The organism is Lentzea sp. NPDC036955 (assembly GCF_055608005.1).
Genome location: NZ_JBVJRC010000001.1, coordinates 278,173 through 302,833 on the forward strand (window position 1 = coordinate 278,173; position 24,661 = coordinate 302,833).

Consider the following 24,661-nt stretch of genomic DNA (forward strand, 5'->3'; position numbering starts at 1 on the left):
CGCACGGAAATAGCGTCCGGGTGTGCCCTTCACGCCGCGCTACTACCAGGCCAAGACCCAGCTGGTCGACCTGCTCGCCGAGCTGCCGGACGGCACACCGTTCCCGCCGGAGCGCGAGCTGGCGGAGCTCTACGGCATGTCGCGCACCACGATCCGCAAGGCGCTGGACGAACTGGTGCTGGAGGGCCGGCTCATCCGCAGGGCCGGCCGGCAGGGCACGGAGGTGGCGCCGCGCAGGCCGTTGCACCGGGTGAGCCTCGACGCGCTGGTCAACGACCTGGCGGCGCGCGAGTCGGTGGCGGTGCGCACGATCGGCGCGCAGGACGTGGTCAACGTCGAGGCGGTGCTGGTGCGCGGGGACGAGCCGATCGGGGTGCGGTCGACGTTCCTGCGCGCCTCCCAGTACCCCGGTCTCGCCGAGCGCTACGACCACGAGGTGCCGCTGCGGCGGTTCCTCGCCGACCACTACCGCGTCCGGTTCGGCGACCTGCACCCGTGGTGCACGACCGCTCTCGCGACCCCGCGCGTCGCCGGTCTGCTCGGCGTGCGGCCGGCGACACCGCTGCTGTCGGTCGCGTGGATGGCGCACGACGTCCACGGCCGCGCCGTCGAACGGTCCTGGGTGGTGCTGCGCAGCGACCGGGCGCACCTGACGATGCACCTGCCGCGCACCGACCACGTGGTGCGCAGGTCGACGGCGTGACCCTCGTCAGCGCACGGTCGTGATGTCCGCCCACACCGTCTTGAACTCGGGGAACCGGTTGTGCCCCCACACCTGCGCCAGCCCGTTGACCAGCAACAAACCGCGTTGTCGCCGCCCGAGGAACCCCATCCGCCCCAGCTGCGGGAAGCGGCCGGGCGTGCCGTCCTCGACCTCCACTCGCACGACCTCGCGCTCGGGCAGGGACATGACCCGGACCCGGCGCGGTGGCGCTGCGTGGTGGTAGGCGTTGCTGACGAGCTCGGTGGCCACGACCATCACGTCGACCACCACGTTCTCATGCATCCCCAGAAGGAGGCGACGGACCTGCGCGCGCACGTCGGCGAGCGGCATCATCCCCTCCGGCAGGACGAGGTCCACGTGCTCGCTGGACCGTCCGATGACACCCATCAGCCTCTCCCCGCGCCCTGTTGCTTCAAGGCAGCGGGATCCGTACCCAAAGGCGCGACGATCGAAACCCACCGAACCGAACTCACTTCTCTTCCCTCGGGAGGTCGGCCCACACGACGGTGCCGCCGTGCGCCCTGTCCACACCCCACCGGTCGGACAACCGGGCCACCAGCACCAGGCCGTAGCCCCGCTGCGGCCGGCTGACCTTCCGCAACGGCGGCCGGGCCTGCGCGTCGTGGGTGATCTCGACCCGGATCTTGCCCGCTGAGAGGACGACCCGCAGGAACGACGGCTCGGAGGTGTACCGGTAGGCGTTGCTCACCAGCTCGTTCACGACCAGCAGCACGTCACCGACGCAGTTCTGGTCCTCGCCCATGAGCTCCAGCCGCACCCAGCGCCGAACGGTCGCGAGCGAGGGCCGCTGCCTGCCCAGCGGCAGGTGCGACACGTCGTCCGCTCGTGCTGCCTGGTCGTGCGCCAAACCGCTCCCCAAGGGTCACGTTGATCAGTTCTGCGCGGGTTACCCAAGTGCATCGGCGACCAAACCAGTGACTTGCACCCGATCTTCGAGGGTGCCGCCGGGACCGTTCCCACCACTACTCTGCGCACGTGATCCGTTACCTCATCGCGTTCGTGCTGGTCCTGCTCGCCGCGACGGGCACCGCCGGACCCGCGTCGGCCCACGCCGAACTCAAGAGCAGCACCCCGGCGGCGGGCGCCACGCTCGACGCCGCGCCCAAGCAGGTGGAGCTCGTCTTCAGCGACACCGTGAGCCTGCCGGAGGGCGACGCGGTCGTCATCACCGGACCGGACGGCGCAACGTGGCCGGTCACGCGGGCGGCCGCGGTCGGCAGCACCATCACCGCGACGGTCGACCCGGCCGCGGCGAAGTCCGGGGCGCACACCCTCACGTGGGCGGCGCAGGCCGACGACGGCGACGTCGTCCGGGGCACGGTCGCGTTCACGTTGAACGTCGTCGCGGTCACGACCTCGGCACCGGTCACGACCACCACGTCGGCCGCGGCGGCGTCGACCGCTCCCCCGGCGGCCTCGGCCGAGCAGGGCTCAGACGGGCTGCCCGCCTGGGTGTGGGTCGTGCTCGGGCTGGTCGTGGTGGTCGGCGCGCTCCTGCTGGTCCGCCGCCGCAAGCAGGCGTGAGCGCAGGAGGTCGCGTTCGGCCGGGTGCACGGCCAGGTCGAGCGCGGCCTCCAGCGCGGGACGCGGGTCGGCGCCCAGGCGGCCGAGCAGGTCCGCGCGCACCGCGTGGAACAGGTGGTACCGCTCCAGCCCCAGCTCGTCGACCAGCCGCAGCCCTTCCGCCAGGCCGGCGACCTCGGCGACCGCCACCGCGCGGTTCAGCGCCACCACCGGGCTCGGTGCGAGTGCCATCAGCTGGTCGTAGAGGGCCACGACCTGGGTCCAGTCGGTCGGCGGGTCGCTGTGCACGGCGTTGATGGCGGCCTGGACCTGGTACGGGCCCGGCCGGTTCCAGCGCAGGCACCGGCGCACGAGGTCCTGCCCCTCGTTGACCATGTCCGCGTCCCAGCGGGACCGGTCCTGGTCGGCCAGCAGCACCAGCCTGCCGTCCGCCAGCCTGGCCGCGCGCCGTGACCGGACCAGCAGCATCAACGCGAGCAGGCCCTGCGCCTCCGGCTCGTCCGGCATCAGCGAAGCCAGCACCCGGCAGAGCCGGACCGCCTCGTCGGCCAGCGCGCCCTCGCCGAGGTACCCCTCGGTGAAGACGAGGTAGAGGACGGCGAGCACGGCCGCGAGCCGTTCGGGCAGGTCGGCGTCGCGCGGCACCCGGTAGGGGATGCGGGCGGCGCGGATCTTGCCCTTCGCACGCACGATCCGCTGCGCCATCGTGGTTTCCGGCACCAGGAACGCCCTGGCGATCTCACCGGTCGACAACCCGCCGAGCAGCTTCAGCGTCAGCGCCACCCGCGCCGGCAGGGCGAGCGACGGGTGGCAGCAGGTGAAGATCAGCCGCAACCGGTCGTCGGGCACGGCACCCACGTCCTCCACCTCCGGTTCGCGCGGCACCAGCGCCGACTGCTTCTCCCGGCCCTTGGCCTCGCGGCGCAGCCGGTCGACGGCGCGGTTGCGGGCCGTGGTGATGATCCAGCCGGCCGGTGCGGGCGGCACGCCGTCGACCGGCCAGCGCGCGGCGGCCGTCGCGAAGGCGTCCTGCACCGCCTCCTCAGCGAGGTCGAGGTCGCCGAGGAACCGGGTCAGGACGGACACGGCGCGGCCGTACTCCGCGCGGAAGACCTCCTCGATCATCCGGACGCGACGGGCCGCACCTCGACCGCCAGCGGGCTCAGCACGGTGGCGAGCCGGCGCCCCCACTCCAGCGCCTCGTCCAGGTCGGCGGCCCTGATGACGGTGAACCCGCCGATGTGCTCCCTGCCCTCGGCGAACGGCCCGTCGGTCAGCAGCACGTCACCGTCCTTCGCCCGCAGCACGGTCGCGGTCGTCGGCGGGTGCAGGCCGGCGGCGAACACCCACGCCCCGCGCGCCCGCATCTCCTCGTTGAGCGCGCCGAGGTCCCGCATGATCGGCTGGAGCACCTCGGGCGGCGGGACCTCACCGTCGGGCTGGTAGATGCTGAGCAGGTACTGCTGCGTCATGGTGGACTCCTCTCGCCCTCCACACCAACGCGGGCGGCCCGATTCGACAGGGTGAGCCCATGATCCCCGCTCGACGCCCCGGACGGGGTGGTCACGGCGTGAGGGCCGCGACGCGCTCGTCGAGCTGCTCCTCGGTGGGCGCGCCGATGAGGAGCTCGACGGACCCGTCACCGCGGACGAACGCGAAGGTGGGCTGCGCGGTCACCCCGAACCGCTTCCACACCGCCCCGTCGAGGTCGGCGAGGTGCGGGAACCCGTCGAGCCGGTGGCCGGACACGAACTCCTTCATCGCGTCGAGCCGGTCCTCGGCCGCGACACCGACGAACTGCACCTCGTGGTGCTTGCCCGCGACCTTCGCGACGGTCGGCGCCTCGGCGTTGCAGGACGGGCACCACGGCGTCCAGAACCACAGCACCGCGGGGTTCCCGACGAGCTTGTCGCCGCGGAACTCGGCGCCCTCCAGCGTCGTGGCCGTGAACTGGAACTTCTCCGGCGCGGGCGGCGGCTGCGCGCAGCCCGCGAGCACCAGCACCGCGAGCAGGACCCCAAGGACGCGCACGGTCCTCACCTCCTGCCTGGGCCTACGGCCTCGCACCTCCTGCGGTTCAGCGGCAGGCCGCACGGAAAGCGGCGAATGTTGAAACGGACGAACAGCTCAGATGCCGATTGCGGCGATGTCGCGGAGGCAGCCCCGTTCCGGCACCGGGGATAGAGTTGCGAGGTGCCGGTCGAACAGTGGCTCGAAGCCATCCCTCCTCTGCTCGTGTACGCCATCGTGGGCCTCGTGATCGGCTTCGAGTCGCTCGGCATCCCGCTCCCCGGCGAGATCGTGCTGGTCACCGCGTCCCTGCTGGCCTCGCAGCACGACGAGCTGAGCCCCCTGTGGATCGGCGTGTGGGCGAGCGCGGGCGCCATCATCGGCGACAACTTCGGCTACCTCATCGGCCGTCGCGGCGGTCCGCGCCTGTTCGCGTGGATGGGCCGCAAGTTCCCCAAGCACTTCGGCGAGGCACAGCTCACCCACGCCCGCCGCGTGTTCCACAAACGCGGTGCCTGGGCGGTGTTCTTCGGTCGTTTCGTGGCACTGCTGCGCATTCTCGCCGGCCCGCTGGCCGGTTCCATGCACATGCCCTACGGGAAGTTCCTCGTCGCCAACGCCCTCGGCGGCGTCGTCTGGGCCGGCGGCACCACGGCGGCCGTGTACTACCTCGGCGTGGTGGCCGAGAAGTGGCTGAAGGGCTTCTCGTACGCGGGCCTGGCCATTGCCGTGGTGGCCGGCGTGGTGGGCACCGTCGTGATCAAGCGCCGCCTGGCCCGTGCCGCGGAGGAGCCCGCGGAAGAGGTCACCTCCGCCTGAGCCGTCCCCGGACGGCGCTCACCCGGTCTCCGCGTCCGGTTCGACCACGGTGCCCTCCAGGACCTCCGTTCCGTCCTCCCCCTCCGGCCACGCCTCGGGCGCCGGTCCGAAGGCCCGCCGCGCGGCTCGCACGGCCAGTGCGGCGACGGCGGCGTTGGCACCGCCGCCGATCACCGCGCCGATGCCGAACGGTGCCGCCCGGCCGAGCACGATGATCCCCTGCTTCGTGCCGTACTTGGTGACGAAGTTCTTGCCCAGCACCTTGTTGATCCGCAGCAGCGTCGCCGCCGGCACCTTGCCGACGAGCTGGCGCGCCCAGTGCTGACCGGTGCGCTCGGCGACCTTGCCGATCGTCTTCGACCCGGACTCGCCGAGCAGGACCCCCAGCACGAGCGTCCGGCGCCGTTCGACCTCCTCGACGCGCACCCCGTGCACCTCCGCGACGGAGAGCACGAACAGGGCGCTCAGCTCCAGCGACGAGAACGCCTCCCCCGCCGACAGCGCGATCGCGACCCCGGTCCCCACGGCGGGAGCGGCGGCGGCACCCCCGACCGCGGCACCGGTTCCGGCGAGGGCGCTGACGTACATCCGTTCCAGGGTGCGGACCACCTCCGCCGGGGTGGCCTCCGGGTTTCGCTGGCGGGCCCTGGCGATGTTCTTGCGCACCAGCGGTGCCTGCAGGCCGATGGCCTTGTCGAGCAGGCCGAGCACCGGGTTGCCCCGCTCGCCGGGGTCGGGAACCGGTCCTTCCGGGACGTCAGCGGACACGCCGAACTCCTTCACCTCGTCACGTTCGCGGGCAGTCTCACACCGGCGCGGCCGGAACCGGTGCGGCACTGGAGGGCGACCTGCGGGTTCCCGGGAAACTGTCCAGAACCGGCGTCGAACAGGACACGGGCCGGGGTCTCGGCCGGGTTCGCCGGCCGATCCGCACGAACCTGGCGGAGCATCAGCTCGCCGACCTGCAGCCCGCCAGGTGGACCTGGACATCCATCCCTGCCGTTGTCCGGACCTGGTTGGCGGTTTCGGCGCTCTGGGACGGCGGAGCGGCATCGTGGGTGTCGAGGTCGTCGAGCTGTTGTCGGACGCGGTCGGCGTCAGCGTGACGGCCTTGGTCCCGGTACAGCTCCAGTGCCTCCCGCCACACCGTGCGGGCCTGCCCCTACCGGCCGAGGACGGCGTGGGGCTGGCCCACGTGGTCGAGGGTGTTCGCGACCTCGCAGGCGTCGCCGAGGCGGCGGCGCAGGGTGAGGGCGTGGTGGATCTTGGTCGACGGGCCGCCGCGTGACCGGCCGATAGCATGATCATCTGGTTCGGTCTGCCCGCCACACGACCCGCTCGCCCCCTGTGCGCGCAGGCGTGCGGCGGCGGGCACCGGCCGTGTGCTGATGGGCGCGCACGATGCTGGAGCCGACCGAGACCTCCCGGTCCAGCTCGTCGACCGCCTCCGCGATCACCCGCACCTTCGACACCGGCATCGTCAGGATGCCGTTGCGCGAGCACCGCCAGAACCGGTTGCACACCGTCTTCCACGGCCCGTACCGCTCCGGCAGATCACGCCACGACACAAGGTCAAAGCACGTCAGAGCAACCAGCTTTGAGGACGGGCCCCGGCACCCGTCTTCCCAGGGACTCCGTTTCGAGGGACCAGGATGTGCGCGCCAGGTGACGAACCGATCGGCGGCCTCCGCCGCGCTGCGGTGTGAGCCGCGCGTCGAGGTCACTCGGGCAGGAGCGCCAACTCCGCTTCGACGCGTTCTCGCATCGACTGGTTGACCGGTCCGTCCAACCGGGCGTGGGCGAACGTCAAGCACCTGCGTGCGCGGTCGACGTCGCCCACGTTGCGCCACGCGACGCCCTCGCTGAGCGCCAGTTCTGCCTCACTCCGGTAGCGGGCCTGGTCGATGCCCGGCTGTGACCGCGCCGCGCGGTAGGACTCCGCCGCCTCTTCCCAGCGGTTCAGCCCGGCGAAGGAGTCACCCGTCAGCGCGAGCAGGTGCGCTTCCATCTTCGACACGAGGCCGTGGTTCGTCTGATCACTGCGATCCCTCGTTTCGACGAGCAACGCGCTGTGCAGCTCCAGAGCCTCCTGGAACTCACCCGCCGCCAGAAGCGACGTGCCGAACGACAGCGTCGCCCACAGGCGCTCCTCGAAGAAACCGAGGTCCTTCGACACCAGGTAGGCCTGTCTGCTGTGTTCGACGGCTTCGGCCGGCCGCCCCAGCGCTGCCGAGGTGAGCCCCAGTGCTGAATGCGACGCCAGGACCATCCTCCGGTGGTCGATCTCCCGGGAGAGAGCCAGTGCTTCGTGGAGCACGTTGAGCGCGCGGTCGCTTTCACCGGCGGACGCGTGCAGCGTCCAGCCCATCAGTGCGAGCATCTCGGCTTCTTTGACGCGGTCCCGGAGCGCTTGCGCCGCCTGGAGTCCGCACTCGAAGATCTTGTTCCAGCCGTACCCGTACTCCCGGCCGGGCATGTAGGTGTGCAACGACCAGACGAAGTCGTACACCTGTTCGTGCCAGCCCAGCTGCACGGCTTCCCTGCACACTTCGGACCACGTCGTGACGTTCTCCTCCAGCCAGTCCTCCGCCTCCCGCTGCGACCGGAACGGACAGTCTTCCGAGATCTCCCGCACGGTCGGGAGGAAGAGCCGGCCGGCGGCGGTGCCCAGGCTGAGGACATGGGCGTACAGCTCGTCGCGGAGCCGGTCTCGCTCCTCCTCCGGTTCCTCGTCGAGCCAGCACTCGTACGCGAACAGCCGGACCAGGTCGTGGAACTGAAGTCGAACGGGATCGCCGATGACGTTGATCAGCGACATCTCGACCAGCGAGTCCAGCACCGCGCCGATCTCGTCCGCCGGTGTGCCGGTCGCGACCGCGGCGAGGTCGTCGTCGAAGTGAGCGCCGGGAATGATGGCGAGACGCCGGAAAGCGGAGCGCTCACCTTCTCCCAGCCACTGGAGCGACGTCGCGAAAGCCGCCCGCACGTGCAGATCGCCCACCGACAACGAGTTCAGCCTCTTCCGCTGGTCCCGCATCTGTCCGACCAGGTAGGCGATCGACGAGAACCGCCGGGTGGCCAGTCGGTTGCCCACGATCCGCACGGCCAGCGGCAGGTTCCCGCAGAGGGAGACGAGCTCATCCGCTGCCTCCGGTTCGGATCGGACCACGTCATCGCCCACGATCGACGCGAGCAGGTCCACCGCGTTCGCCGTGGTCAGCATGTCGATCGGCAGCCGGTGCGCCGACTCCAGGCCCGCCAGGGCACGACGGCAGGTCACGATGGTCAAACTGTGCTCGCCGCTGGCCAGCAACGGCTTGACCTGAGCTTCGTCCATCGCGTTGTCCAGGATCAGCAGCACGCTTCGATCCCGCAACAAGGTGTGGAAGAGCGAGCTGCGTTCGCCTTGCGTCGGGGGTATGCGGCCCGGCGGCACCCCCAGCGACGTCAGCACGCGTTCAAGAGCGACGCTGGAGCTCATCGGCTGGTTGCCGACGCCACGCAGGTCCAGGGCAAGGGTGCCGTCCGAGAACCGGGACATCAGGTAGTCCGCGGCCGCGACCGCCAACGTGGTCTTGCCCACGCCCGGCGGGCCGGCGATCACCACGACGCCGCCCGCATCGGCCATCGTGGACAGGCTGCGGAGCTCGTCCTCTCTGCCCACCACGTTCGGCGTGACGGGCAACGCGTACAGCATCGCCCTGTTCTCCCCGTGCGCGGAGCGACGGCGCTTCTGCGTCGCCAGCACCACGAAGGACACCCGCTCGTCACCGGTCAGTCCGAGGGCGTCCGCCAGCAGTTCGGTCGAACGCTCCTGCGCGGCGGCCGCCCTTCCGTGCTCCAGGTCCCTCAGTGCCCGAACGCTCATGCCCGAAGCCAGGGCCAGCGCCGCTTGCGACAGTCCGGCTGCCGTCCGGTGGCGCAGGAGCGTCTGACCGAAGGTGGATTTCGACTGCGGACCGTGCGGTTCGCTCATGCGTGACAGTGCACCCCCGACCTCCGCCGGTGGCAAGCGTGCTCGCCGTGGAGCGACCACTTCGTTGCCGAGGCGGCGGGTGAGCGTTGAATCGATCAACGCCCACCCGTCGGATCACGCCGTGTTCCACCGGCCCACCCGGATCCGGGCTCCACGCGGCTTCTGGAGCCGCTTCCCGCACGTGCTCGGGCAGGGTGGTGTGGGCGGTGTCCCTGGCGTAGCGGCGGATCAGGTCGTGCATGGCGTAGCGGCCGCCCGGCCGCCGTTGCAGCAGCGAGGCGTTCTCCAGCCCGTTCGGTGAGCCAGCGCAGGGACCAGGACAGCACGGTGGGCCCGGCGGTGCGCGCGGTGATCGACAACGCCAGCGGGTGGCCCCGCACAGCCCGATCAGCTCGTCCACCGCCTCGGGTTCGGCGACGACGCGGTCGGCGCCCGGGCGGGCGGCCAGCAGGGCGCGGGCCTCCTCGTGGGCAGGGCACCGAGGGGCAGGTGGCGGGCACCGTGCCGGTCGATCAGCGAGGCCAGCTTCTGGCGGCCGGTGACCAGCACGGTGCAGGTCGGCGAGCCGGGCAACAGGGGGTGACCTGGTCTCTGGTGGCGGCGTTGTCCAGCACGGTGAGCATCCGCCGCCTGGCCACCAGACTGCGGTAGAGCGCGGCTTGGGCGTGGAGGTCGGTGGGGATGCGGTTCGGGTCGACGTCCAGGGCGTCGAGGAACCCGCGCACCGCCACCGCCGGCTGCATCGGCTCGCCGGCGGGGCTGAAGCCGTGCAGGTCGACGAACAGCTGCCCGTCGGGAAACCGCTCCAGGTGCCGATATGCCCACGCCAGCGCGAGCCAGGTCTTGCCGATGCCCCCGGCCCCGCCGATCGCCGACACCACCAACACCTCTGCCGAGGGGGCCAGGGCCGCGGTCAGTTGGTCAAGCTCGGCGGCGCGTCCGACGAACCCCGAGGGAACGGCGGGCAACTGCCGCGGCATCGGCTGCCCCGGAACAGCAGGGTGAGGTGGTGGACGCCGCCGGTAACCGTGTGGGCCTGCCCTGCGCTCGAAACCGAGGTCGCGACCACCGTGTTCCGCACCTCGACGACGGGTGGCTGCTCACCCGGCGGGCCTGCCTCGCCGATGTCGTCTTCGTGTTGGTCCCGGACCGTCATGCCCCACCCCGGCACCACCACCTGGAAGACCCACGACGCCATTGGACGATCATCCCGTCCGGTCTGGGATACCGGGACGGCACCACCCCTCGAACGCACCCGGCATGTACTTCCCAACTCCGCCACCACCTCCGCTGACCAGGTCCGAACACCGCCGTCTTCGCCCGGACAGGACAGTTCGCCAGCCGATCCGCAGGCACACCTTGTGGCTCCTTCGTCACTCGCGGTATGGTCTAGACCTTCACCGCCGCCGCGATGTAACGCACAACCCGCAACATCAAGGCAAAGGAAGTCACATGAAAATTCGACGCAGGGTCGCGGCCGCTGTGGCCGGTGTGGTCGCTGCACCGTTGCTCGTCGTGGCTCTCCCCACCGGCACGGCGTTCGCGCACGGGTACGTGTCCTCGCCCGCCAGCCGTCAGGCCCAGTGCGCCAGTGGCGTGGTCTCCTGCGGCAACATCAAGTACGAGCCGCAGTCGGTCGAGGGCCCGAAGGGGCTGCAGAGCTGCCACGCCAACCTGCCGCAGTTCGCCGAGCTGAGCAACGACAGCAAGGGCTGGAAGGTGCACCAGACCGGTCGTTCGGTGACGTTCAACTGGACGTTCACCGCGCGGCACCGCACGCGGGACTACGACTACTTCGTGGACGGTCGCAAGGTGGCCACGTTCAGCGGCAACAACCAGCAGCCGCCGGCGAGCGTGCAGCACACGGTGAACGTGGGGTCGGCGGGCCGGCACAAGGTCCTCGCGGTGTGGAACATCGGCGACACCGCGATGGCGTTCTACTCCTGCATCGACATCAACGCGAGCTGAGCCAGTCGGTACGTGAGGTCCCCTTCCGCTCACGTACCAGCTTTTCGACGTTGAACGGCATCAGGTTCAAAGGCGGACCGGACAACGGTTTGCGCAGTGCGTCGAGGATGCGCGCGTTGATCGCTTCGATGATCGCGCGCGCGTCCTCGTCGGTGGGAGCCGTGAGCGCGCGTTCCTTCGCGCTCTCGGCTTCCTTGCGCAGCACCAGGGAGGGCGGCAGGCCCGCTGCCCCCTCCTCCTCGCGCACCTTCCGCTTGATCCACCAGTCCTCGTCGAGCGGTTCTCCCGCGCCGGGCAGCGGTTTGCCGGCGCTGGGCAGGCCGTCGAACTCGCCGCGCTCCTGGGCCTCGCGGATCTGGCGGTCGATCCACGACTCGAAGTCCATGCCGTGCGGTTTCCGTTGCGTCATGGGGAGAACCTCCTCGCTGCGGCCTCGATGGCGGCGACGAACGCGGGACTGCCCTTGTGGCCGCTGTCGTCCACGACGGTCAGCGTCGCATCCGGCCACGCCTTCGCCAACCGCCAGGCCGTGTCGGGTGGGCAGCTCAGGTCGCGGCGGCCGTGGATGATCTCACCGGGGATGCCGGCGAGCCGGTGCGCGTCGCCCACCAAGTCGCCGACGAAGCCGTGGTTGGCGTAGTAGTGCGCGCAGATCCGCACCAGCGCGAGCATCTCGTCGGAGGGGCGGCCGGTCCAGCTGCCCTGCTTGCCGAAGTTCTCCAGCGACAGCACGGTGTCCTCCCACCGCGACCACTCGATCGCCGCCCGTTCCCGCACCGCGCGGTCGGGGTGCTCCATCAGGTCCGCGTAGGCGCGCACGACGTCCGGCGGATCGCCCGCGTGCGCGCTGAAGCGGGCCCACGCCTCCGGGAAGAACCGGGACGCGCCCCGGTACAGCCAGTCCAGCTCGCGCTGCGAGGACAGGCTGACCGCCACGAGGATCAGCTCGCTGACCCGGTCCGGGTGGCGCTGCGCGTACGCGACGGCCAGCGTCACACCCCAGGAACCGCCGAACACCAGCCACTTCTCGATGCCGAGGTGCTCGCGCAGCCGTTCGACGTCGGCGATCAGGTGGTCGGTGGTGTTGACGCTCAGGTCCGTCGCCGGATCGCTCGCGTTCGGCGTGCTGCGGCCGCAACCGCGCTGGTCGAACAGGACCGTCTTGTAGTTGCCCGCGCTCAACACCTTGCGCGCGCCGACCGAGCAGCCCGACCCCGGTCCGCCGTGCAGGTACACGGCGGGTTTGGCGTCCGGCTCGCCGACGACCTCCCAGTAGAGCCGGTTGCCGTCGCCGACGTCGAGCAGGCCGTGGTCGAGGAGGTCCATGATCACGAGGCTACCGAGCCGTGCCGGCGCAGGGCGACCGCGACCCAGACCGCCACGAGCACGCCCGCGCCACCGGCCACGACGAACGTCAGCCGGGGTCCGGCCGCGTCGAGCAGCAGGCCGCCGCCGACGTACGACAGCGCCGCGGCGACGCCGATCCCGCCGTAGAAGTTGCCGAACACCCGGCCCGTCCGGTCGGCGGGCACCAGCCGTTGCAGCAGCGTGCTGTGCGCGACGTCCATGCCCGCGATGCCCAGCCCGCGCACCGCCTGCAGCGCGAACGCCGACGCGACGCCCCACGCCAGACCGGTGAGCAGGTTGCCCGCGCTGCTCAGCACGAACCCGGTGACGAGCAGCGCGACCATGCCCAGCCGCGCGGACCCCTTGGCGAGCAACGCGTACCCGGCGAGCAAGCCGGCGCCGACCGCGGCCAGCACCACGCTCGCCGCGCTGTCGGAGCTCCCGAAGACGTCCTTGGTGAGCTGGATGACCGCCACGTCGTCGATCGCGGTGCACGCCACGACTCCGCAGAAGCCCAGGAACACGATCCGCACCGTGCGGTTGTGCCAGATCTCGCGCAGCCCGGCACGGGCGTCGCCCAGGACCGTCTCCCCCGGTTCCGCCGGCACCACCAGCCGCGGCAGCCGCAGCAGCAACACCGCGGCCAGTGCGAAGGAGGCGGCGTCCACGAGCAGCACACCGCGGGTGTCGAGGAACGTCAGCAGCACGGCGGCGAGCAGCGGCCCGAGCACGTCCGCGCTGTTGGTGCCGAAGCCCAGCGCGGTGTTCGCGGGCCCGAGGTCCTCCTCCGCGACCAGGCTCGGCACCGCCGCCCGCGACGCCGGCAGGAAGACCTGCCCCAGCAGCGCCCGCAGCCCGACGAGCGCGAGCAGGACCGGCAACGGCGGCAGGGTGAACGCGATGACCGCCAGCAGCACGCACTGCGCGGCCTCGCAGCCGACCATGACCGTGCGCCGGTCGAAGCGGTCGCTCACGAGGCCGGTGAACGGGCTGAGCAACGACGGCGCGAAGTCCCCGACGAGCAGCAGGGCGGCGACCGCCAGCGCCTGCCCCAGCGCCGACTGGACGTGCAGCATCAGCGTGACCAGGCTCAGCGCGTCCCCGACAACGGAAACGACCCGTGCGGTGGTGAGCACGCGCAACGGGCCGTTGTCCTTCAAAAGCGTCAGCACATGGTCATCGTGCCAAGGCCGCGTCCAACTGGTCAGCCAATTTGTTCATGATCCCGGCGTAGGAGGTGCAGCTCAGCGGGGCGACCGCGTTCCACTCCACGAACCGGCCGGCCTGCACGGCGGGCAGTGCCTGGAAGACCGGGTGGCCCTCCTTCATCTTCTCCGGGTCGAGCACGTGCTGGCGGGTGTCCCACATGATCACGTGTTCCTTGTACGTGCCGACGTTCTCCCACGACAGCGACTGGAAGTAGCCGCCGCCCTCGGCGTCGGGCGTGGCCGGCGTGAGCAGCGGCAGGCCGAGCTCCTTCGCGTACCAGTCGAGATCGGGGTTGCGGGCCGGCACCGCGACGTAGAAGAGCTTCGGGTCGGCGCCGACCACCTGGATCTTCTGGTTCGCGGCCGTCATCTTGGCGCCGATGGCCTTCAACCGCTCGGCGGCCTTGGTGAACGCCTGCTCGTCGGCCTTCACCTTGGCCGAGTCGACGTCGGCGCCGAGGGACTGGGCCAGGTCGCGGAAGCGCTTGATGCCGTCCGGCAGCTGGATCTTCGACTGGCCGATGCCGACGGTCGGGGCGATCTTCGCGACCTTCTCCTCGAACTCGGCCGTGAGGTGCCAGAGCCCGCTGACCTCGGGGTAGTAGCCGGCGACGACGAGGTCGGCGTTCAGCGCGGCGAACTTCTCGATGTCGATCTCGCCGTAGCCGGGGCCGGTGATGTCGGTGACCTGGCTCGGGTCGATGCTGCCCGCCTCGGGGTCAGTGGTGCCGTCCGCGCGCTTGAGCGGGCCGAACGTGCCGACCACGTTGACACCGTAGTCCTTCAGCGCGCCCGCGGCGGACACCTGTGCGACCACGCGCTCCGGCCGCTTCTCGGCGGTGACCTCCTTGCCCCGGTCGTCCTTGAACGACCACTGGCCCTGCTGCTGCTCCGCGGGGGTGGTCCCACCACACCCGGCCACCAGTCCGAGCAAGAGCACCGCGGCGACTGTCCTGCGCACCTGTCCACCTCCTGAGTTTAGGCTTGCCTAACCTATCAAGCGCCCATGGAACCCGCGCAGGGGTGCCTGATCGGGTGGTGTTGGCGCCGAACCCGGCGCGTGGTGCCGGATCGGAGGGCGAGCACCTCTAGGTTGCGCGTCGTGTCCAAATACTCACGTATCGCAACCTCTGTTCTCGCGGCCGCCGGTGCCGCACTCGCCGCCGCGTCCCCCGCACTGGCCGACCCCGGTTCGATGTTCGGCCCGGACGTGCAGGTGCCCGAGAACCCCTGGAACCACAGCGCCGTGGCCGTGTGCGCGACGGACGTCCTGACCGCACCCGTGTTCGGCAGCTCGGTCGGAGAGGTGCTGAACCACTGCGGCAACGGCGCGGTCGTCGCCGAGATGCTGGATCACGCCCAGGGCTGAACCCGGTCGGCCCACCGGCCGTACGCCTCCTCAGAAGTTGTTCCCGACTCCTGAGGAGGCCGCGTGTCCGGCCGACGTGCTGCAAGGACCGCGAGGACGGCCGCTCTCGCCGCGGTGGTGGCCGCGACGGTGGTGTCGACGCCCTCCGCGCACGCCCAACCGGCCGCCGACGCGCTGAAGGCCTACACGGAGCTGACCCACCACGCCGAGGAGCTCACCCAGGACCACCTCAAGGCGCAGGTCGACCTGGCGGCGGCGAACACGCGGCTCGGCACCGCCACCGAGACCGAGAAGCAGGCGCTGGCCGCGTCCGAACAGTTCCGCGGGCAGGTGGACCTGCTGACCGAGGCGTCGTTCCAGGGAGCGCGGTTCAGCGACATCTCCGCGCTGCTGACCAGCACGTCCCAGCAGGACTTCCTGGAGCGCATGCAGGCCCTCAACATTCTCGCCGCGGAGAACAACGAGGCGGTGGCCCGGCTCGACGCCACGCTGACGGCGGCCGCGAAGGCCAGGGCCGGCGCGGCCTCGGCGGCCGAGGCGGCGACCGAGCTCGTCGCGGACGTGGCGGCCCGCAAGACCGCGATGGACCAGCAGGTGGCGACCGCGCGGGCCAAGTACCAGTCGCTGTCGAGGCCGCAGCAGGCGACGCTGGCCGCCAAGGGCGACACCTCGGCGGTGCCGGTGCCCGCGGGTGCGGCCGGCACGGCGCTGAACTTCGCGCTGGCGCAGCGCGGCGAGCCGTACGTGTTCGGCGCCAACGGCCCCGACCAGTGGGACTGCTCCTCGCTGGTGCAGGCCGCCTACCGGGCCGCGAACGTCTCGATCCCGCGGGTCACCTACGACCAGGCGAAGGTGGGCCGCGCGGTGACGCGGGCGACCATCGCGCCGGGCGACCTCATCATCTACTACGCAGGTCAGTCGCACGTGGCGATGGCCGTGGACAGCGTCCGCGCGGTGCACGCGTCCACGGAGGGCGTTCCGGTCAAAATCGCCGACATCGACTCGATCGGTCCCATTTCGGTGATTCGCCGCGTCGTCGGGTGACGCGTCTCTCCACCCCGCGATAAGCCGACGTAGACGACTGTGAGAGCGTGCGTTCGCCGAACTGGTGAGGATCCGGTGGTAGACGAACACAAGGTCATTCCGTAACCTGTCCGAGACCTTCGGCCCAGCAGTTAACCCACTCGGGGCACACGCCAAGGTTGCCGCCTCACGCGCAGTAGTTCTCAGCGTGGCGGCTGCCAGGAAAAAGGAGGACCCGCGACGTGGTGTCGCAACCCTCACGCCGTACCGTGCGTGGAGCGATCGTGGCGGCTGCTGTCGTCGCCGCCGCACTGCCCACGGCCCCGGCCACCGCACAACCGACGGCTGCTGACGCGCTCAAGAAGTACAACGAGCTCAACGAGCAGGCGTCGCAGATCAACCAGGACCAGCTCAAGGCCCAGGACGACCTGAAGGCCAAGCAGGGCGAGCTGGACAAGGCGAAGAACGACCTCGTCGTCGCCAAGCAGGCGGAGGAGACCCTCCGCGGCCAGGTCGACCTGCTCACAGAGGCCTCGTTCGGCGGAGCCCGCTTCAACCAGCTCTCCGCGCTGCTCGTGAGCAACTCGCAGCAGGACTTCCTCAACCGCATGACGGCCATCAACATCCTGGCCACGGACAACGCGGAAGCCCTCAAGAAGCTCACCGACGCCGTCGAGGCCGCGGACGCCGCCACCAGGACGGCCAACGAGGCCACCGAGGCGTCGAAGAAGCTGCTCGCGGACATCGAGCAGAAGAAGGCCGCGCTCGCGAAGCAGATCGAGGAAGTGCGTGCTCAGTACAACCAGCTGAACACCGCGACCCAGAACGCCCTGAAAAGCAAGGGCGACATGTCGAACATCCTGGTCCCGGCCGGCACCGCCGGCAAGGCCCTGGAGTTCGCCCTCGCCCAGCGCGGTGAGCCCTACGTCTACGGCTCCAACGGCCCGGACTCGTGGGACTGCTCCTCGCTGATCCAGAAGGCCTACGCCTACGCGGGCGTGTCCATCGGCCGCACCAGCTACGCCCAGGCGGCAGCGGGTCGCCCGGTCTCGCGCAGCGAGGTCAAGGCGGGCGACATCATCGTCTACTACTCCAGCCAGTCCCACGTGGCCATGGCGATCGACAACGTGCGCGCCGTGCACGCGTCGACGGAGGGCCAGCCGGTGAAGATCGCCGACATCAACTCGATCGGCCCGGTCACCGGGATGCGCCGCATCGAGGGCTGACCAGGTTCTCCGCAACGCCCCCGTCCCGCTGCCCCGGGACGGGGGCGTTGTGCGTCCATCACCGCATCGGGTGCAGGAGCCGCGCTGACCCTGCGGTCCCGGCCGCACCGCACTACGGTCCGGGTGGCCGCCCGGACCCGGCGGCCTTCGCGTGCGAAGTGGAGCGTCGATGAACACTCTGGAAGCCGGCCAGGAGCTCACCACCGGCCAGCAGCTCACCACTGCCAACGGCTACTCCCTGACCCTCCAGTCCGACGGCAACCTGGTGCTGACGGAGAACAACGGCACCGTCTGGGCCAGCGGCACCAACGGCAGGGGCGCCGTGCGCGCCGCGCTGCAGGACGACGGCAACTTCGTGCTCTACAACGGTGACAACAACCCGGTGTGGGCCACCGACACCGCCGGCAACACCGGCTCGCGCCTCGTGCTGCAGGACGACCGCAACCTCGTCGTGGTCGGCGGCGACGGCAGCGCCAAGTGGGCCAGCGGCACGAACACCGACACGCCGCAGTCCACCCCGGCCGCCGCAGAGCCCGCCCCCGCCGCACCGGCCCCGGCCGAACAGGCCCCGCCGGCACCGGAGGTGCTCACCTACACCGTGCAGCCCGGCGACTCGCTGTGGGCGATCGCCGAGAGCTGGTACCGCGACGGCAACCGCTACACCGACGTCGCGGCCGCCAACGGCATCGAGAACCCCGACCTGATCCACCCCGGCCAGGTCCTGCGCATGCCCTGAGCTCTCGCGCACACGCGAACGGGCCGGTCCTCTCCTCGGAGGACCGGCCCGTTCGCGCACGTGGCGTCTACACGGAGGCGACCCCGTCCTCGGGCGCCTGGCGGGCGATCGCGAAGGCCGGATTGCCCTCCTCGTCCTGCCGCACGTCGAGGACCTTGTCGTCCAGGAACTCCGCGGCGGCCGGCTCCATGATGACCTTGGCACCCGCGTCGGCGGTCACCACCTGGTCACCGTCCACCGGCTCGCTGAGGGAGAGCTCGAGCGCCGCCTGGCTGTCCTGCTCGGTGGCGAGAGCGAACCTCAGGCCGACGTCGTCGTTGGTGGTGGACTGTGAAGTCAGCTCGTTGATGACTTCCGCAGCCACCGGCGTCACTTCGAGCATGTCGGCCCCTTTGTCTGGAAACAACGAACGCGCCCCGTGTTCCCGGTGAGCACCTGCCTCAACCATCGGATGCCGATGGATTTGGAAAACGCGCAGGTAGAAGGCCCGAGATCGGTGGCGGGGCCAGGGCGGACGGGGCGAACGGGCGGATCGCCGGGCTCGGCGGGGCAATCGAGCGGATCAACCGCCAGGGTCCGGTGGACGGGCTCCAGCGCGGACCGGTCGCAGCGGACAGCGCGGCCACCCGCGTCCAGCGCCCGCAGCACGGCACCCGCGCCCAACGCTCCCCACGCGCCCAGCGCCCGCAGCACGGCACCCGCGCCCAACGCTCCCCACGCGCCCAGCGCCCGCAGCACGGCACACTCCCCACGCGCCCAGCGTCCGAGCACGGCACCTGTGCCCGGAACGCGCCGCCGCGTCCCAGCACGTCGCCCGCAACCCGAACCCCGGCACGCCCACGCCCGCTCCCACCGCCCGCACCGGGCAGCCCAAGAGCCGAAACAGGCCCCTAAGCCACCCGGTGCGTCGCGGGACGAGCCGTCTCCTGCCGCACGTGGCCGCAGGCGGAGCAGACCCGCGGCACCGGCACGAGCTCGGCGACCAGCCGCCACGAGTCGGCGAAGCTCGGTGCCTGCACGCCCGGCACCAGGAGGCTGTCCAGCGACTCCTGGCGGCGGCGGCCCTTCTCGCGGCTGCGTTCCACGGGGTCGCGGCGGTGGGCCAGGGCGCGGGAGGCTGCGCGGGCGCGTTCGCCTTCCGTGCCCAGTTCGCGGGCGCGGCGCGGGGTGTTGAGCAGGGCGTTGCGGCGGTTCACGCGGAACCACTCGCCCAGCGTCATGCCCGGTAACGGCGGGCGGGCCAGGGTGCCGTCCGCCGTCCACGAGCGCAGGCGGGCGCGCAGGAACTCGTGCGCCACCTGCGAGCGGGAGCGGGGGCGGCCCTGGCGGGTGCCGTCGGGGTGCGTGTCGATCGCGGCGAGCACGGCGTCGACGGACCAGCCGGCGGCGAACCAGGGTTCGAGGGTGCGGCGGACCCAGTGGCGGTTCGCGTCGGGCCAGGAGGCGCGCACGCACAGCGACTCGACGGCGGTGGCCACGTCGGCGTCGGTGGCGGGGACCACGCGGCCGGGCCAGCGGCTGGGTTCGATCTGCATCTGGACTGACCTCCTGGAAGCACCGTGACGAACATCTGTTCGACAGTGTGCCACCGGGGTCTGACAAAAAACGACGTCCAACCGGTTGACCTGGGCAAACACCGGTCGACGCACGCCTGAACAGTGCACGATAGCCTGCGGAAATGACGCATCACGAGCCCCACGACGACGTCAGCGGCAACCGGATGAACTGGCTGCGCGCCGGGGTCCTGGGCGCGAACGACGGCATCGTCTCCACCGCCAGCCTGGTCGTGGGCGTCGCGGGCGCCACCGCGGACAGGACCCAGATCCTCGTCGCGGGCCTCGCCGGGCTGTTCGCGGGCGCGATGTCGATGGCCAGCGGCGAGTACGTCAGCGTCAGCAGCCAGCGCGACGCCGAACGCGCGCTGATCGCGCAGGAGAAGCGCGAGCTGCGGGACACGCCCGACGAGGAGCTGAAGGAGCTCGCGGGCATCTACCGGGACAAGGGCCTCGACGCCGAGACCGCCCGGCAGGTCGCCGAGCAGCTCACCGAGCACGACGCGCTGGCCGCGCACGCCGACGTCGAGCTCAAGATCGACCCCGACAACCTCACCAACCCGTGGGCCGCCGCCATCGCCAGCTTCGTGAGCTTCACCATCGGCGCGCTGCTCCCCCTCATCGCCATCGCCACCACCTCACCGTCGCTGCGCGTGCCTGTGACGGTCATCGCCGCGATAGCCACCCTCGCGCTGACCGGCTACGTCAGCGCGCGCCTGAGCAACGCGCCGAAGCAGCGCGCTGTCCTGCGCAACGTCGTGGGAGGCCTGATCGCCATGGGCATCACCTACGCGGTCGGGGCGCTCGTGGGCCAAAGCATCGGATAGACCGAATGCGGGTACAGGTGCGCCATGAGTGAAGACAGGGGTAGCTACGCACCCGCCGACACCGACGACTTCGAGGCCCTCGACGAGGACAACCTCCAGAAGGACCCGCTGGAGGAGGGCATGGACCCGCCCGAGGGCTGGGCGGGGGCCGACCGGTACGGGACGACCGAGTACGAGCAGGCCCACCCCCGGCCGCTCGACGAACGCCTTCAAGAGGAACGGCGCGAGAACGACGAGACGGGTGCATGATCACAACATGAGCCTCGGCATCCCGGACCGGATCACGGCGTTGCTGTTCGACCTCGACGGTGTGCTCACGAGCACCGCGGTCCTGCACCGCAAGGCGTGGCGGCAGACCTTCGAGGACATGGGTCAGCCGTTCAGCGAGCAGGACTACCTCTCCTACGTGGACGGCAAGCCGCGCTACGACGGCGTCAGGAGCTTCCTGGCCTCGCGCGGGCTCACGCCGCCGGAGGAGGAGGTCCGCCGCATCGGTGACCGCAAGAACGACCTGGTGAACCACATCATCGACGAGGAGGGCATCACGCCCTACCCCGGTTCGGTGCGCTACCTGCAGAAGGCGCGCGAGGCCGGGATGCCGATCGGGGTGGTCACGTCCTCGGCGAACGCCATGCGCGTGCTGCGCTCGGGCAACCTGCTGGACTACGTCGACGCGCTGGTGGACGGAAACGTCATCGCGGCGGACAACCTGCGCGGCAAACCGGAACCCGACTCCTTCGTCGAGGGCGCGAAGAGGTTGAAGACGGCACCGGAGCACGCCGCCGTCTTCGAGGACGCGCTCGCCGGTGTCGCGGCCGGGCGCAAGGGCGGGTTCGGGTTCGTCGTCGGCGTCGACCGCGGCAACCAGCGCGACGCCCTGCGCGAACACGGTGCCGACCAGGTGGTCGACGAGCTCGACGAGCTGCTGTCATGAGCTACGTGATCGAACCGTGGCAGTTGCGCTGGCAGGGCCTCGCGGTCGACCAGCTGCACCGGACCGAGTCGACGTTCGCCCTGGCCAACGGGCACATCGGCTTCCGCGGCACCCTCGACGAGGGTGAGCCGCGCGGTCTGCCGGGCACCTACCTCAACGGCTTCTACGAGGAGCACCCGCTGCCCTACGGCGAGGGCGGCTACGGCTACCCGGAGGCGGGCCAGACGGTCGTCAACGTCACCGACGGCAAGATCATCCGGTTGCTGGTCGAGGACGAGCCGCTGGACATGCGCTACGGCACCGCGCTGGAGCACGAGCGGACGCTGGACTTCCGCTCCGGCACGCTGCGCCGCCGCACGGTGTGGGAGTCCCCGACCGGCCGGAGGGTGGTGGTGCGCAGCGAGCGGCTGGTGTCGTTCACGCAACGCGCGGTCGCCGCCATCCGCTACGAGGTCGAGCCGGTGGACGACGTGCAGCTCGTGGTCCAGTCCGACCTGCTGGTCAACGAACCCATCGAGAAGCGCACCAACGACCCCCGCGTCGCGGCCGCGCTGAACGCACCGCTGGTCGCGGACTTCGTCACGGCCGAGAAGGCCAGGGCGGTGCTCTGCCACCACACCAGGGAGTCCGGGCTGCGGATGGCCGCGGCGATGGACCACGAGGTCGACGCGGGCGGTGTGGACCCGCGCACGGACATCCGCGCCGAGGACGACCTGGCCCGGTTCACCGTCGCGGTCGACGTGGCCGGGGGCAGCAGCCTCAAGCTCACCAAGTACCTCGGCTACGGCTGGTCGGCACAGCGGTCGACGCCCTCGCTGCGGGCGCAGGTCGAGGCCGCGCTCGCCGGTGCGCTGCAGACCGGCTGGACCGGGCTGCTGGCCGAGCAGAGGGCGTTCCTGGACGACTTCTGGGAGGTCGCCGACATCGAGCTCGACGGTGACGACGAGCTGCAGCAGGCGATCCGGTTCTCGCTGTTCCACATCCTGCAGGCCGGTGCCCGCGGGGAGACCCGCGCGATCCCGGGCAAGGGGCTGACCGGTCCCGGCTACGACGGGCACGCGTTCTGGGACACCGAGACGTTCGTGCTGCCGGTGCTCACCTACACCGTCCCGGACGCGGCCCGCGACGCCCTGCGGTGGCGGCACTCCACGCTGGACAAGGCCCGCGACCGCGCGAAGGTGCTGGGGCTCGGAGGTGCCGCGTTCCCGTGGCGGTCCATCAACGGTGCGGAGTGCAGCGCGTACTGGCCGGCGGGCACGGCGGCGTTCCACGTCTCCGGCGACGTCGCCTACGCCACCCAGCAGTACCTCAACGCGACGAACGACGAGGACTTCGACCGGGACGAGGCCGTCGAGATCCTCACCGAGACCGCGCGGCTGTGGACCTCGCTCGGCCACCACGACCCGCACGACGGGTTCCGCATCGACGGCGTCACCGGGCCGGACGAGTACTCGGCGATCGTGGACAACAACGTCTACACGAACCTGATCGCCCAGCAGAACCTGCGTGCCGCCGCCGACGCCGCCGAACGGCACCCGGACCGGGCGGGGGCGAGCGAGGAGGAGATCGCCGAGTGGCGCAGGGCCGCGGACAAGATGGCGCTGCCCTACGACGAGATGCTCCAGGTCCACCCGCAGGCGGACAACTTCACCAAGCACGCCGAGTGGGACTTCGAGGGCACGCCGCAGGAGAAGTACCCGCTGCTGCTGCACTACCCGTACTTCGACCTGTACCGCAAGCAGGTGGTGAAGCAGGCGGACCTCGTGCTGGCGATGCACCTGCGCGGTGACGCGTTCACCGCGGAGGAGAAGGCCCGCAACTTCGCCTACTACGAGGCGCGGACCGTGCGGGACTCATCGCTGTCGGCCGGGACGCAGGCGGTGATCGCGGCCGAGGTCGGGCACCTGGACCTGGCGTTCGACTACCTGGTCGAGGCCGCGTTCACCGACCTGCACGACCTGCACGACAACGTCCACAACGGACTGCACATGGCCTCGCTGGCCGGTGCGTGGCTGGCGCTGGTGGCCGGGTTCGGCGGCATGCGCGACCACGGCGGCGAGCTGACGTTCGCGCCGCGGATGCCCGCCGCGCTGCGCCGGTTCTCGTTCCGGATGTCGTTCCGGGGCACCAGGATCGGGGTCGAGGTGACCGAGACGGAGGCGACCTACCGGATCGTCGACGGCACCGAGCTGACGACGAGGCACCACGGGGAGCGGATCACGATCACCGAGGGCAACCCGGTGACGATGCCGCTCCCGCCGGCGCCGGAGCTGGAACGGCCGAAGGGCCCGTACGGCCGGGAGCCGCGCAGGGCGGCTCCCGGACAGCCGGGCACGGAGCGCTAGGGCAGTGGGGAGACCTGGTAGTGCGTGATCAGGTCTCCCCGCACCAGCACGCTCAGGTTCACCGCGACCGCCGGCCGGTCGGCGAACGAGAAGTCGACCGCGAGATAGCCGAGCGTCAGGTTCTCCGCCAGTTCTCGCGTTTCGAGGACCTCGTACTCGGCTTTCAGGCCGATCGGCTGGGAGTCGTAGTAGGCGGCGACCGCCGCACGTCCCACCCCGTAGGGCTTGAGGCCCTGGAAGATCGCGTCCTCGGTGAACAGCTCCGCCACGCGCTGCGGTTCGTGCGCGTCCACGGCGGCCTTCCACCGGTCCATGACGTCGATGAGGGCCATGTCAGTGCCCCGCGCTCTGGCCGCCGTCGACGTGCAGGACCTCGCCGGTGACGAACCCGGCCTGTTCGAGGAACAGCACCGCGTCGACCACCTCGTCGACCTCGCCGATCCGCTTGACCGGGTGCAGCGAGGCCAGCGCCTCGTGGGTCTCCGGGGCGTGCATCGGCGTGCGGATGATGCCGAGCGCGACCGTGTTGAAGCGGATGTCGCGGGTGGCGTACTCGACCGCGAGCGACCTGGTGACGGCGTTGATGCCACCCTTGGTCAGCGACGCGAGTGCCGACGGCACGGCGGAAAGAGCGTGGTCGACCAGGGCGGTCGACACGTTCAGGACGTGCCCGCCGGTGGCTTCCATCGCGCTCACCGCGCTGCGCGTGATGTCGAAGAACCCGCGCAGGTTCGTGCCGAGCACGGTCTCGTAGTCCTCGTCGGTGTACTCGGTGAACGGCTTGGCGACGAAGACGCCCGCGTTGTTCACCAGGGTGTCGACGCGGCCGAACCGCGCCAGCGCCTCCCCGATGACCCGCGCGCCCTCCCCGGGTACCGCGAGGTCGGCGCGCACGGCCAGCACCTCGGGGTCGTCGGAGGCCTCGACGGACCGCGACACCGCGACCACCGAGTAGCCGAGCTTGCGATAAGCGGGCACCAACGCCGCACCGATTCCCTGCGACGCGCCCGTGATCACTGCGACCTTGCCGGTCATGTCCTCGCCCTTTCGC

General features: G+C 70.9%; 31 protein-coding genes. 13 read left to right on the top strand and 18 right to left on the bottom strand.

Annotated features, from left to right (window positions below):
• Positions 1-22: 22 nt before the first annotated feature.
• Complete coding sequence (locus tag ACZ7CF_RS01315) at positions 23-703, top strand: GntR family transcriptional regulator (protein ID WP_360387491.1); 681 nt, start codon at positions 23-25, stop codon at positions 701-703.
• A gap of 6 nt (positions 704-709) precedes the next feature.
• Here ACZ7CF_RS01315 and ACZ7CF_RS01320 read toward each other — a convergent pair whose 3' ends face one another.
• Positions 710-1,111, bottom strand: a complete 402-nt coding sequence (locus tag ACZ7CF_RS01320; protein WP_360387488.1) for an ATP-binding protein — start codon at positions 1,109-1,111, stop codon at positions 710-712.
• Positions 1,112-1,193: 82 nt separating this feature from the next.
• Positions 1,194-1,604: an ATP-binding protein gene (locus ACZ7CF_RS01325; protein ID WP_470368528.1), complete on the bottom strand. Its 411-nt coding sequence runs from the start codon at positions 1,602-1,604 to the stop codon at positions 1,194-1,196.
• Between the two features lie 116 nt (positions 1,605-1,720).
• Between ACZ7CF_RS01325 and ACZ7CF_RS01330 the strand changes: the two genes are divergently transcribed.
• Positions 1,721-2,269 (top strand): copper resistance CopC family protein, encoded by a 549-nt coding sequence (locus ACZ7CF_RS01330; protein ID WP_360387482.1) that lies wholly within the window; start codon positions 1,721-1,723, stop codon positions 2,267-2,269.
• Here ACZ7CF_RS01330 and ACZ7CF_RS01335 read toward each other — a convergent pair.
• The 3 genes from ACZ7CF_RS01335 to ACZ7CF_RS01345 form a co-directional block, all read right to left on the bottom strand.
• Complete coding sequence (locus tag ACZ7CF_RS01335; protein WP_470368529.1) at positions 2,177-3,394, bottom strand: RNA polymerase sigma factor; 1,218 nt, start codon at positions 3,392-3,394, stop codon at positions 2,177-2,179. The two genes, ACZ7CF_RS01330 and ACZ7CF_RS01335, sit on opposite strands and share 93 nt — an antisense overlap.
• Positions 3,391-3,741 (bottom strand): YciI family protein, encoded by a 351-nt coding sequence (locus ACZ7CF_RS01340; protein ID WP_470368530.1) that lies wholly within the window; start codon positions 3,739-3,741, stop codon positions 3,391-3,393. Before ACZ7CF_RS01340 ends, ACZ7CF_RS01335 begins: the two co-directional genes overlap by 4 nt.
• A 91-nt stretch (positions 3,742-3,832) precedes the next feature.
• The gene (locus ACZ7CF_RS01345; protein WP_360387474.1) at positions 3,833-4,300 is read right to left on the bottom strand and encodes a redoxin domain-containing protein; all 468 of its coding nucleotides are present in this window, start codon (positions 4,298-4,300) and stop codon (positions 3,833-3,835) included.
• Between the two features lie 162 nt (positions 4,301-4,462).
• On the opposite strand from ACZ7CF_RS01345, the gene ACZ7CF_RS01350 reads away from it, so the two are divergent.
• Positions 4,463-5,098, top strand: a complete 636-nt coding sequence (locus tag ACZ7CF_RS01350) for a DedA family protein (RefSeq protein ID WP_360387471.1) — start codon at positions 4,463-4,465, stop codon at positions 5,096-5,098.
• A gap of 18 nt (positions 5,099-5,116) precedes the next feature.
• Here the strand turns inward: ACZ7CF_RS01350 and ACZ7CF_RS01355 are convergent, their stop codons facing one another.
• Positions 5,117-5,866 carry a hypothetical protein gene (locus ACZ7CF_RS01355; RefSeq protein ID WP_360387468.1) on the bottom strand — a complete coding sequence of 250 codons (750 nt, stop codon included), beginning with the start codon at positions 5,864-5,866 and terminating at the stop codon, positions 5,117-5,119.
• Between the two features lie 208 nt (positions 5,867-6,074).
• On the opposite strand from ACZ7CF_RS01355, the gene ACZ7CF_RS01360 reads away from it, so the two are divergent.
• Positions 6,075-6,386 carry a hypothetical protein gene (locus ACZ7CF_RS01360; RefSeq protein ID WP_360387465.1) on the top strand — a complete coding sequence of 104 codons (312 nt, stop codon included), beginning with the start codon at positions 6,075-6,077 and terminating at the stop codon, positions 6,384-6,386.
• A 16-nt stretch (positions 6,387-6,402) separates the two neighbouring features.
• On the opposite strand, the gene ACZ7CF_RS01365 is transcribed toward ACZ7CF_RS01360, so the two are convergent.
• From ACZ7CF_RS01365 to ACZ7CF_RS01380, 4 genes are all read right to left on the bottom strand, one after another.
• Complete coding sequence (locus tag ACZ7CF_RS01365) at positions 6,403-6,666, bottom strand: hypothetical protein (RefSeq protein WP_458433238.1); 264 nt, start codon at positions 6,664-6,666, stop codon at positions 6,403-6,405.
• Between the two features lie 152 nt (positions 6,667-6,818).
• Positions 6,819-9,074, bottom strand: a complete 2,256-nt coding sequence (locus tag ACZ7CF_RS01370; RefSeq protein ID WP_360387461.1) for an ATP-binding protein — start codon at positions 9,072-9,074, stop codon at positions 6,819-6,821.
• 512 nt (positions 9,075-9,586) lie between these two features.
• Positions 9,587-9,952: a hypothetical protein gene (locus tag ACZ7CF_RS01375; protein WP_470368531.1), complete on the bottom strand. Its 366-nt coding sequence runs from the start codon at positions 9,950-9,952 to the stop codon at positions 9,587-9,589.
• Between the two features lie 35 nt (positions 9,953-9,987).
• Complete coding sequence (locus tag ACZ7CF_RS01380; RefSeq protein WP_458433244.1) at positions 9,988-10,272, bottom strand: hypothetical protein; 285 nt, start codon at positions 10,270-10,272, stop codon at positions 9,988-9,990.
• A 254-nt stretch (positions 10,273-10,526) separates the two neighbouring features.
• Between ACZ7CF_RS01380 and ACZ7CF_RS01385 the strand changes: the two genes are divergently transcribed.
• Positions 10,527-11,042, top strand: a complete 516-nt coding sequence (locus ACZ7CF_RS01385; RefSeq protein WP_360387458.1) for a lytic polysaccharide monooxygenase auxiliary activity family 9 protein — start codon at positions 10,527-10,529, stop codon at positions 11,040-11,042.
• On the opposite strand, the gene ACZ7CF_RS01390 is transcribed toward ACZ7CF_RS01385, so the two are convergent.
• The 4 genes from ACZ7CF_RS01390 to ACZ7CF_RS01405 are packed head-to-tail and all read right to left on the bottom strand — an operon-like array spanning position 11,029 to position 14,558.
• A complete protein-coding gene (locus ACZ7CF_RS01390; RefSeq protein WP_470368532.1) occupies positions 11,029-11,451 on the bottom strand; it encodes a DnaJ family domain-containing protein in 423 nt (140 codons plus the stop codon). The two genes, ACZ7CF_RS01385 and ACZ7CF_RS01390, sit on opposite strands and share 14 nt — an antisense overlap.
• Positions 11,448-12,368, bottom strand: coding sequence for a prolyl aminopeptidase (gene pip, locus ACZ7CF_RS01395; protein ID WP_458433250.1), 921 nt, complete (start codon positions 12,366-12,368; stop codon positions 11,448-11,450). The genes ACZ7CF_RS01390 and pip overlap by 4 nt, the downstream gene beginning before the upstream one ends.
• 2 nt (positions 12,369-12,370) lie before the next feature.
• Positions 12,371-13,561, bottom strand: coding sequence for an MFS transporter (locus ACZ7CF_RS01400; protein WP_360387452.1), 1,191 nt, complete (start codon positions 13,559-13,561; stop codon positions 12,371-12,373).
• A gap of 4 nt (positions 13,562-13,565) precedes the next feature.
• Positions 13,566-14,558, bottom strand: a complete 993-nt coding sequence (locus tag ACZ7CF_RS01405; protein WP_470368533.1) for an ABC transporter substrate-binding protein — start codon at positions 14,556-14,558, stop codon at positions 13,566-13,568.
• Between the two features lie 141 nt (positions 14,559-14,699).
• Between ACZ7CF_RS01405 and ACZ7CF_RS01410 the strand changes: the two genes are divergently transcribed.
• From ACZ7CF_RS01410 to ACZ7CF_RS01425, 4 genes are all read left to right on the top strand, one after another.
• The gene (locus ACZ7CF_RS01410) at positions 14,700-14,966 is read left to right on the top strand and encodes a hypothetical protein (RefSeq protein ID WP_458433252.1); all 267 of its coding nucleotides are present in this window, start codon (positions 14,700-14,702) and stop codon (positions 14,964-14,966) included.
• Between the two features lie 63 nt (positions 14,967-15,029).
• Positions 15,030-16,010: a C40 family peptidase gene (locus ACZ7CF_RS01415; RefSeq protein ID WP_470368534.1), complete on the top strand. Its 981-nt coding sequence runs from the start codon at positions 15,030-15,032 to the stop codon at positions 16,008-16,010.
• Positions 16,011-16,273: 263 nt separating this feature from the next.
• On the top strand, positions 16,274-17,215 hold the full coding sequence (locus ACZ7CF_RS01420; protein WP_458433254.1) for a C40 family peptidase: 942 nt from the start codon (positions 16,274-16,276) through the stop codon (positions 17,213-17,215).
• 169 nt (positions 17,216-17,384) lie between these two features.
• Complete coding sequence (locus tag ACZ7CF_RS01425) at positions 17,385-17,951, top strand: LysM peptidoglycan-binding domain-containing protein (protein ID WP_360387442.1); 567 nt, start codon at positions 17,385-17,387, stop codon at positions 17,949-17,951.
• A gap of 67 nt (positions 17,952-18,018) precedes the next feature.
• Here the strand turns inward: ACZ7CF_RS01425 and ACZ7CF_RS01430 are convergent, their stop codons facing one another.
• Both ACZ7CF_RS01430 and ACZ7CF_RS01435 read right to left on the bottom strand, forming a co-directional pair.
• The gene (locus tag ACZ7CF_RS01430) at positions 18,019-18,333 is read right to left on the bottom strand and encodes an iron-sulfur cluster biosynthesis protein (RefSeq protein ID WP_360387439.1); all 315 of its coding nucleotides are present in this window, start codon (positions 18,331-18,333) and stop codon (positions 18,019-18,021) included.
• Between the two features lie 508 nt (positions 18,334-18,841).
• Positions 18,842-19,486 carry a hypothetical protein gene (locus ACZ7CF_RS01435; RefSeq protein WP_360387436.1) on the bottom strand — a complete coding sequence of 215 codons (645 nt, stop codon included), beginning with the start codon at positions 19,484-19,486 and terminating at the stop codon, positions 18,842-18,844.
• A 143-nt stretch (positions 19,487-19,629) separates the two neighbouring features.
• On the opposite strand from ACZ7CF_RS01435, the gene ACZ7CF_RS01440 reads away from it, so the two are divergent.
• From ACZ7CF_RS01440 to ACZ7CF_RS01455, 4 genes are read left to right on the top strand one after another with little or no spacing between them, the layout of a single operon-like run.
• Positions 19,630-20,331, top strand: a complete 702-nt coding sequence (locus tag ACZ7CF_RS01440; RefSeq protein WP_360387433.1) for a VIT1/CCC1 transporter family protein — start codon at positions 19,630-19,632, stop codon at positions 20,329-20,331.
• A 24-nt stretch (positions 20,332-20,355) separates the two neighbouring features.
• Positions 20,356-20,580, top strand: a complete 225-nt coding sequence (locus ACZ7CF_RS01445; protein WP_360387430.1) for a hypothetical protein — start codon at positions 20,356-20,358, stop codon at positions 20,578-20,580.
• Between the two features lie 7 nt (positions 20,581-20,587).
• Positions 20,588-21,265 carry an HAD family hydrolase gene (locus ACZ7CF_RS01450; protein ID WP_360387428.1) on the top strand — a complete coding sequence of 226 codons (678 nt, stop codon included), beginning with the start codon at positions 20,588-20,590 and terminating at the stop codon, positions 21,263-21,265.
• The gene (locus ACZ7CF_RS01455) at positions 21,262-23,610 is read left to right on the top strand and encodes a glycoside hydrolase family 65 protein (protein WP_470368535.1); all 2,349 of its coding nucleotides are present in this window, start codon (positions 21,262-21,264) and stop codon (positions 23,608-23,610) included. The genes ACZ7CF_RS01450 and ACZ7CF_RS01455 overlap by 4 nt, the downstream gene beginning before the upstream one ends.
• On the opposite strand, the gene ACZ7CF_RS01460 is transcribed toward ACZ7CF_RS01455, so the two are convergent.
• Together ACZ7CF_RS01460 and ACZ7CF_RS01465 are read right to left on the bottom strand one after the other, a co-directional pair.
• Positions 23,607-23,942, bottom strand: coding sequence for a nuclear transport factor 2 family protein (locus tag ACZ7CF_RS01460; RefSeq protein WP_470368536.1), 336 nt, complete (start codon positions 23,940-23,942; stop codon positions 23,607-23,609). The two genes, ACZ7CF_RS01455 and ACZ7CF_RS01460, sit on opposite strands and share 4 nt — an antisense overlap.
• A gap of 1 nt (position 23,943) precedes the next feature.
• A complete protein-coding gene (locus ACZ7CF_RS01465) occupies positions 23,944-24,645 on the bottom strand; it encodes an SDR family NAD(P)-dependent oxidoreductase (RefSeq protein WP_470368537.1) in 702 nt (233 codons plus the stop codon).
• Positions 24,646-24,661 lie beyond the last annotated feature (16 nt).